The organism is Bacillus sp. ISL-39, assembly GCF_018613295.1.
In the GTDB taxonomy this organism is placed as follows: domain Bacteria; phylum Bacillota; class Bacilli; order Bacillales; family Cytobacillaceae; genus Mesobacillus.
Genome location: NZ_JAGGQM010000022.1, coordinates 150,211 through 158,515, shown reverse-complemented (window position 1 = coordinate 158,515; position 8,305 = coordinate 150,211). Strand labels below are relative to the sequence as shown.

Genomic DNA, 8,305 nt, shown 5'->3' with positions numbered 1-8,305 from the left:
GCTACCGCTTTCGGTCGTGCGATGATTCGCTTCGAAGCTTTCCTTATCCTGTGGCTGGCGGGTCTAGCACATCGTGTGCCTCGGAGGGCCTGACAGTGAAGTCGTTCTTTGACTTCATTGGCAGGAACGAAGCGTCTCGAGGAGTTAGGAGCCGCAGCTAGACAAGCGACTCGAGGGGCTAGGTGCTGGAGCTGGATTAAGAAAACTTCATAGAGTTATCCACAACTTAAGAAATTTTATAAATTCCTTAACAAAAATAAAACCCAGCCCTGCAAAAGCAGGTGCTGGGTTTCTACTAGTCTTAATTTTTTACCGAGAGTATTGCTTCCCAATCGATTGTACCGTTTTTGACTTGCTCACGTTTTTCTTTATCCATGATGTCTGCCGGTCTCCCCCCTTTCGGCCAGTCTCCCTCATGTCCTTTGAATTCTGGTCGGTCATGCGAAAGGATAAATGCGGCCAAATCGATCGCTTGCTGGTCAGATAAAGTTCCTCCCTGTCCTTTAGGCATGTTCTTCTGAACGTATCCCGCCATTTTGGTCATTCTTGACATACCTGCACCGTCGTTGAAAGAATTTTCTCCCCATACAGCAGGTCCTGTGTTTGTTCCAGTACCTGAGCCATCAGCAGCATGGCAGCTTGCACAAGATTGTGCGTAAAGCTTTTCTCCGTCCTCAACGCTAGGAACGGGATATTGCTTTGGCTCTTTAGGCGCTCTCCACGGAAGGTCTGCCCCAGCAGGGACACCTTCTGACATGTATTGCAAATAAGCAATCATCGCGCGCATTTCTTTGCTGTCAGTCGGGAACATTTTTCCATTCATGCTTCGGATCATACATCCATTGATACGATCTTCCAGAGTGTAAACCTCACCTTCGCGCGGCCTGTATTCTGGATAGACTGCAGCAAGCCCGACCATCGGTGCCTCTTCTTTCACTGTACCCCCATTTGCGTGGCAGCTTGCACATGAAAGATTATTGCCAACGTACTCATCGGCAACTGTATTCGTTTCCATGACTAGCTCATGTCCATATTTTATACTTTCGCCTAGAGGACCATCGGGTACATCCTCCATGCTTGGCGGGTTAAATTCAATTTCTTTGCTTGCACTCTCAGTTTGCGGCTGAGGCGCTGTTGCTGTTTCAGCCGGTCCCAGGTCCTGGCTGATTTTCCAGCCAACAAATAATGATCCTACGATTAAAAATCCAATAATAATAGCAAGACTGTTTTTCATAATGATTTCCTCCTTATGTAGATTATTCAAATTGCTATCCAATTTCCCTATACCCATTCTAGTATATATAACACAACTATTTTTATATTAAATATGTAGAAATAGTGAAAACTATAAGAATAGGAAAAAGGAGCTGGATTTCTCCAGCTCCTACTTTTCCATTCCTAAATAATATAGAAACCACACGGCATGGTTCTGCTCATCATAAGCTGCACGCCTGAAAACTTCTTTTACGACCGGGTCTGCAGCTTCATCTGCTACTTCATGATAAAAATCAGTTGTTTTTTGTTCATCCTTAATAGATGCTTCGAGGCCTTCAAGATACGTGTCACCGCATTCTTCAGTCATTTGCAGCTCCGGCCGCTTCCCTGTCAGTGTTGTATAAATCTGAGTAAACTGACGCAAATGCTTTTTCTCATCATTCAGAATTTCATGGATTTGGTTCCGCTGATCCTCATTCGGCGCCATCTCTGCAAGCTTAGCGTAGCATTGTGTCGCACTGTATTCTCCATTTATAGCTTTCGTCAGGTCACTGACAAGCTTTTGGTTCTGTCTGTAATGGTCATAATATGGATACATGTCAATCCTCCCCAAATTCTTTGTATCAGTGTATGGAGAGGAGTGAAGGGTGTGCTTGCGTCCGTTTATTCTGGATTAAGCCCCTCATACTCAACAAAAATACCCTTTAAATACTTCTTTTCTTTTATCACTTTGATTCCAGATTCCCTCATATAGCGACCTGTATCACGATTTAAGTGGCAGCCATCACACAGCCGTTTCCACGCGGGTGTCAGGACATCCTGCAGGGCCGCAAGCGCTTTGGATTCCGTTCTGACATGCTCAAAAAGGACAATTTTCCCGCCTTTTTTACACACTCTTCGCACTTCCTGAAAAACCTTTTGCGGCTCACTTACGGAACAAAGAACAAGCGTGGCCACAACAGTATCAAACTCACCATCCTTGAATGGAAGTGTCTCTGCCATCCCCTGATGGAACTCGACTGGCAATCCTGCTTCCTTCGCTCTAAGAATTGCCTGACCAAGCATATGAGGAATGGGCTCCAGTGAAACAACATTTTCAACCTTTTCCCTGGAATAGTAAGGGAAATTTGCTCCTGTACCTGCACCAATTTCAAGGACATTTCCCTCTAAATCTGAAATTATTTTTTTCCTGACCCTCGCGATCCATTTCTTCTCAAGTGGTCCCATGAGTTTATCATAAGAAAAAGCAAATATTTTTCCCAAAATTAGTGCTCCTAACTATTACCGTTTTTATCATTATAATCAAAAAGGCCCTGGAAAAGCTAATGCTTAATCCAAGACCTTTCTATATGACTCCAAGGTTAACTATTGCCTCTATTGAGCTTTGGTTATGCACACCCAAGTACCTTAAGGCTTCAAAATCACCTTGATACAGTCGTCTTTTCGATCATTGAACATTTCATACCCTTTTGCCGCATCTTCGAGCGGAATTTTGTGAGTGATGATGTCAGTTGGATCGAATTCTCCGTTTGAGACCATATCAAATAGTTTTGGCATGTAATGAATAACTGGAGCCTGCCCCATTTTCATCGTAATATTGCGTTCAAAGAAACGGCCAAGCGGGAACATATTGTATCTTAAACCATAAACACCTGTAATTTGCACGGTTCCGAATTTCCTTACTGCTGTATGGGCGATTTCCAGCGCGGAAAGAGTTCCTCCCTGAAGCTTCAGTTTTTGTTCTACCTTTTCCACGACGGATTTCTTTCCATCCATTCCTACACAGTCAATTACGACATCCGCTCCGCCGTCAGTCAAGTTTTGCAGGAACTTTCCTGGATCATCTTCCTGTGTAAAATCAAAGATTTCAACATTGTTGTTTTTTTTGGCATGCATCAGCCTGTAGTCGAGGTGGTCGACAGCGATGACACGTTTCGCCCCTTTCATCCAGGCAAATTTCTGCGTCATCAATCCAATCGGTCCGCTGCCAAGCACAATAACAGTATCTCCTTTTTTTACACCAGCATGCTCTACACTCCACCATGCAGTCGGGATAACATCTGACAGGAACAGCAGCGACTCATCCTCCAGCTCACATGATTCAGGCACAACAAATGATGTGAAATCAGCATATGGCACCTTTAAGTATTCTGCCTGTCCACCAGGATGGTTACCGTATTGTTCGGTGTATCCGAAATACGCCCCCGTATCCTTGTATTCATTTGTGTTATCACATTGACTTTCCATCTGATTCTGGCAGTAAAAACACTCACCACATGAAACGTTGAAAGGAATGACCACACGATCTCCCTTTTTCAATTTTTTCACTCCAGGTCCCACTTCTTCGACGATCCCCATTGGCTCATGTCCGATGATATAGCCTGGACGGAGAGGCATATTGCCCTGATAAAGATGCAGGTCTGATCCGCAAATTGCCGTTGAGGTAATTTTCACAATCATATCTTGTTCATGTTCTATTTTTGGAGCTTCTACATTTTTTACTTGTACATCCTTTGAACCTTGATAAGTAACTGCTTTCATGATTCTCCACCCCATTCCTATTAACTACATTTTATTTTTCCCTGCAAGTAATCAGAGAAAACACTTATGGAAGAGTTTCCAATAATTAGCTTTGTACATAAATTACTCTTCAATAATGCAAGTTATAAAATGGAGGTGTAGAAAAATGGAACCTAAACAGCCCGGAAATAAAAAACTCCCTGATTTCAAGGAAATGACTGACCGAGTTATCGCCGAGCCTGCCAATGGGCCGCAGCTGGTGATCAAAACAAATCTGGATCCAAGTGATGCAACTGAGGAAAATCCTTATTTCAAAAATGATCAAATGACTGATTCCGAACAATTCAAAGAGTACTTTAAGGAGTAGACAATGGAAAAAACACAGGCTTATCTACGTGAAATCATATCCAATTACACAGAGACCTATCCGCTTAGCAAGAAAATCTATCATCGGTTAGAACAGGGCGATTACCCGTCTGAGGGTGAATTTGTCAAAGACCTGACTGCCGAAGAAATTGAGTTTTTGAACAAAATTCTGCCTGATGCCATTGAGTATGCAAAAAATGAACTGGACGATAAACGTGCTCAGCAATTGAATGAAGTATACGAATTACTCTATTGAACATCGGAGGGAATTTTCCCATTCCACTATAAAGAGAAACAAAAAAAACAGCAGATAATCTGCTGTTTTTTTACTATGATCCTTTTCACAAACTGTTTTGCTGTCTCTAAAAAAGTACAAATGATAATCTGCGTTAACTATTCACTGATGCTGCATGCTCTTCGACTGGCTCTTCACCCGTTTTGTCCCTGTGGTAAATCGCATTGATTTCTCCTCCAAGTACAAGGGCAAGCCCTGTCAGGAATAGCCAGAGCATCAAGACGATTACCCCGCCGATGCTTCCATAAGTGGCTGAATAGTTTCCGAAATTGCTAACGTAAAAAGAAAATCCCAATGAAATCAGCTGCCATACGATTGTTGCGAAAATAGCCCCTGGAATTACATGCTTGAATGGATAATGTTTATTTGGAGCTACTCGATATAAGCCAGCCAAAACTGCGGCCATAACGACAATTGCTACAACCCATCTTACAATGTTGAACACAATATCAAAAGGCTCTGGAATGTGGACGATTGATTCTACAGCATCCAAAATCACTTTACCGAATACCGGCAAAAGAAGCGCCACTACAAACGCCAGAATCAGACCGAATGTCAGCATTATCGAAACAAGCCTTGCTTTAATGAATGATCTCGTTTCCTTTACATCAAACGCAATATTCATTGCTTTTATAAACGCGTTCATGCCGCTCGATGCTGACCATAATGTTCCTATGATACCAAAAGTAAGCAGACCGCCGTTTCGTTCACTTACCAATTTGACAACATTATCTCTTAATAATTCGGCTGATTGCGAGGGTAATAATGTATTTACAACATTTATAGCTTTCTGGGGATCGATATTCAAGTAAGGAACAATTGCTATCATTAGAATCAGCAATGGGAACAGCGCCAGCATATAATAATACGCCTGTTGAGCAGCCAAACCCGTTGCCCGGTCTTTTTTCAATTCCCCCAGCAGGCTTTTACCATAGTGTTTAAGTTTCTCTTTCAATTAGGACTCACCTCTCATGGACATTTAATTATGCTTGTCTTTTCCCCGCCAAGAGAGTTTTTAATCATGACAGGAAATCCTGTATAATCACGCAAACAAAAAAGACCATCTCTGGTCTTTTTCATCGAATTACTTATCGTCCTCTACATATGGGTCATGTTCGTAAGCAGGAAGGTCGCCAAAGGATGTCATAATCCCCTCTTCATCCAGCTCATTTTCGTATTTCTCATGTTGTTTATTTGGGTAAACGGTGATTTCTGTGCCGGTGATATCGTTGCCTACAAAATTCTCGAAGTCCTCAACATAACCTACATTCTCTTCTGACTCAATATAGACGTCATTATAATGATTCTGTGGCGTCATAAAATCAGATGGAGTTTCTGAAGTTCCCCAGCTCGAAACCTCCTGCCAGGAATCTTCTGCGTCAAAAGCGACATTTTCATCCTTGTTGTCAAGATCAAATTTTCCGAAAGGCGGCATCAGCACCCCTTCTTCAATAGGCCGATTATGGGAAACCGTACGGTCAGGTGTATGTTCAATACAAAATGTCGTTTCGGGTACGGCTTGAAGTCGCTCATATGGAATCTCGCGCCCGCAAACCTCGCATTTTCCATAAGTTCCTTTCTCAATTGCCTGAATGGCTTTATCTATGCTTTGGAGTTGATATTCTACGTGGTCATTCAGTGCAATATCTTTCTCTCGCTCATATAACTCTGTTCCTTCATCCCCTGGATGGTTATCATAGCTTGAAAGCTCCCCTGTTGACTCATGCGCATGTCCACTTTTTAGATCAAAATGGTCATTTGCGTCAAGGTGGGAATTGAGATCTTTTTTATTTTTGAGAAGCTCTGCCTTGAATGCCGACAGCTGGCCTTTTGTTAGCATATCAGCTGCTCCTTTCTTAGTGCAGTTTTTATTAGCTTGCTGCAATCTGCCCCATTTAATAAAAGGTAATAAGTGTTATCTAGCCGCAAGTACCATTATTGCGGCACAAGTCATAGTATATATGACAACTTATTATCAGGAGTGATGCCTATGTCTTTATTTGTTAATGGATATGTTTCTCCACAGGTTTTTTGCAACACCGACGATCTCAAGGTACAGAGCAACCAGGAAAAATTCCACCTCAATTATTTACAAGAAATACTTAATGAGCAGCAAAAGCTTAATAAAGATTTGACAGGCAGCGTAACAAAATTCGATCAAACGTTGGAGCACAACCGACAAGAACAATTTTCACAATTTCAGGAAATGGTTTCGTTTCTCTCTAAACAGGAAAACCTTTCAGAAAGGGTCATGGAAAACATCTCTGAGCAGAAGGAATCCACAACAGAAATCGATGATAAACTGATTAAACTTGAAGAGATGCACGAACAATTTTCGAAGGCTCTTTTGAATCGAGAGCTGACAAGCGAGGCAATACTAAATCAGCTGGCCCATCAGCAATCAATGATACAGGACTTGAACCGCAAGCTTCTCCAATACGAAGATGTCACGAAAGCTCTGGTCATACAGGCTCAAAAACAGGAAGAACTGCAGGATATGCTGGCAAAACATGCCGATTTGCAGGGTATTTTTCATGAAACAGTCATGGAACGACTCGGAAAACAGGATGCCGTTGGTGAAACAATTAATGACCAGCTAGGCGAAATCAAAACTTCATTATCGACAAAAGCTAACGCGATCCTTGAAAAAGTTGAAGAACAATACTCCAGATTCACACAATTTTTCTTAAGTCTTATCATGCCCAATATCACTCAAAAGAAAATTATCAGAGGTAAAACGTTTAAGACAAAAGCAAAACAGGAAAAATAAAAAAAAGCGCAGCGCCTTGGTCAGCCCCGACGAGCGTTGCCCGCCATAAAGCGCCACGTCCTGTGGCTGGCGGGTCTAGCACGGAGGGTCGACCGAAGAAGTCGCTCTTTGACTTCATTGGCAGCACCGAAGCGACTCGAGGGGCTAGGCGCTGGAGCTAGACACTCATCTAAGTGGAAATATTTATACTTTCTTATCCAGTAAAAAAAGCATTGGCAAATTGCCAATGCTTTTCCAGACACCGTTTAGTCCAAAATTGTCACTTTCACTTGCTTTCTTCCCCATTGAAGGGCCCCGCTTTGAGTAGGGATAAAGACATCAATGCGGTTTCCTTTGATGGCTCCGCCAATATCTTCGGCAGTGGCATAGCCATAGCCTTCAACATATACCTTAGATCCAAGAGGAATAACTGTTGGATCAACAGCAATTACTTTTGCATTTGGATTAGCTTTCAGGTTCACACCTGTCTTTGTAATTCCAGAGCATCCTGTACAAGATGCTGTATAAGCCGTCGCTTCAACGGTAATCTGGTTTGTCGCTGCTGCTGGCTTTGCTGCAGCGGGTTGGGCTTTTACTTGGTTAGCAGGCGCTGCTGCTGGTGTTGCTACCGGAGTTGCAGCCGGTTGTGCAGAGTTTGTTTTTTCCACTTTCATTTCAACTGGCATATTTGTGTAAACTGCCAGACTCATCCCTGGATGAATAAGGTCAGATGATAATTTATTCCAATCTTTTAGATCATTTACTGTTACACCATAAGCTTTGGCAATACTCCAAAGTGTATCTCCTTTTCTTACTTGCGCATGCTTAATAGGAGATACTTCTAGTAAATCGTTCGGATGAATGACATCACCAGTTAAGTTATTCCATTTTTTTAGTGAATCTACTGTTACGCCGTATTCCTTTGAAATACCCCAAAGTGTATCCCCCTTATGTACGACGATTTCCTCTGCCTGTGCTTGTGTGCCGGCAGCTCCAGAAATTGCCGCTGCTGCAACCAAAGATAATAATGACTTTTTCATTTGTTTGCCTCCCATCGGCTAATTTTTATCACGTGAATTATCGTAACATAGAATTTCGGTACAAAAAGAACAAGCATATTTAAATTGGATTACGAGAATAACAGAAATATAACGAGAACA

At 42.3% G+C, this 8,305-nt stretch carries 10 protein-coding genes; 3 read left to right on the top strand and 7 right to left on the bottom strand.

What is annotated here, in order from left to right; all coding sequences use genetic code 11:
• Positions 1-301: 301 nt before the first annotated feature.
• From J7E37_RS16625 to J7E37_RS16610, 4 genes are all read right to left on the bottom strand, one after another.
• Complete coding sequence (locus tag J7E37_RS16625; protein ID WP_215025269.1) at positions 302-1,234, bottom strand: c-type cytochrome; 933 nt, start codon at positions 1,232-1,234, stop codon at positions 302-304.
• 150 nt (positions 1,235-1,384) lie between these two features.
• On the bottom strand, positions 1,385-1,813 hold the full coding sequence (locus tag J7E37_RS16620) for a ferritin-like domain-containing protein (RefSeq protein ID WP_215025266.1): 429 nt from the start codon (positions 1,811-1,813) through the stop codon (positions 1,385-1,387).
• 65 nt (positions 1,814-1,878) lie between these two features.
• Positions 1,879-2,478, bottom strand: a complete 600-nt coding sequence (locus J7E37_RS16615) for a class I SAM-dependent methyltransferase (protein ID WP_215025263.1) — start codon at positions 2,476-2,478, stop codon at positions 1,879-1,881.
• Between the two features lie 144 nt (positions 2,479-2,622).
• Positions 2,623-3,756 (bottom strand): zinc-dependent alcohol dehydrogenase, encoded by a 1,134-nt coding sequence (locus J7E37_RS16610; protein WP_214781401.1) that lies wholly within the window; start codon positions 3,754-3,756, stop codon positions 2,623-2,625.
• A 145-nt stretch (positions 3,757-3,901) separates the two neighbouring features.
• On the opposite strand from J7E37_RS16610, the gene J7E37_RS16605 reads away from it, so the two are divergent.
• Both J7E37_RS16605 and J7E37_RS16600 read left to right on the top strand, forming a co-directional pair.
• Positions 3,902-4,102: a hypothetical protein gene (locus tag J7E37_RS16605; RefSeq protein WP_214736726.1), complete on the top strand. Its 201-nt coding sequence runs from the start codon at positions 3,902-3,904 to the stop codon at positions 4,100-4,102.
• A gap of 3 nt (positions 4,103-4,105) precedes the next feature.
• Complete coding sequence (locus J7E37_RS16600) at positions 4,106-4,357, top strand: sigma-G-dependent sporulation-specific acid-soluble spore protein CsgA (protein WP_214781399.1); 252 nt, start codon at positions 4,106-4,108, stop codon at positions 4,355-4,357.
• A gap of 133 nt (positions 4,358-4,490) precedes the next feature.
• Here the strand turns inward: J7E37_RS16600 and J7E37_RS16595 are convergent, their stop codons facing one another.
• The gene (locus tag J7E37_RS16595) at positions 4,491-5,351 is read right to left on the bottom strand and encodes a YihY/virulence factor BrkB family protein (RefSeq protein WP_214781397.1); all 861 of its coding nucleotides are present in this window, start codon (positions 5,349-5,351) and stop codon (positions 4,491-4,493) included.
• A gap of 129 nt (positions 5,352-5,480) precedes the next feature.
• A complete protein-coding gene (locus J7E37_RS16590) occupies positions 5,481-6,236 on the bottom strand; it encodes a TraR/DksA C4-type zinc finger protein (RefSeq protein WP_215025260.1) in 756 nt (251 codons plus the stop codon).
• A 150-nt stretch (positions 6,237-6,386) separates the two neighbouring features.
• Between J7E37_RS16590 and J7E37_RS16585 the strand changes: the two genes are divergently transcribed.
• Entirely contained in the window at positions 6,387-7,166 is a 780-nt protein-coding gene (locus tag J7E37_RS16585) for a hypothetical protein (protein ID WP_215025257.1), read from the top strand.
• Between the two features lie 245 nt (positions 7,167-7,411).
• Here the strand turns inward: J7E37_RS16585 and J7E37_RS16580 are convergent, their stop codons facing one another.
• The gene (locus tag J7E37_RS16580) at positions 7,412-8,185 is read right to left on the bottom strand and encodes a 3D domain-containing protein (RefSeq protein WP_215025253.1); all 774 of its coding nucleotides are present in this window, start codon (positions 8,183-8,185) and stop codon (positions 7,412-7,414) included.
• Positions 8,186-8,305 lie beyond the last annotated feature (120 nt).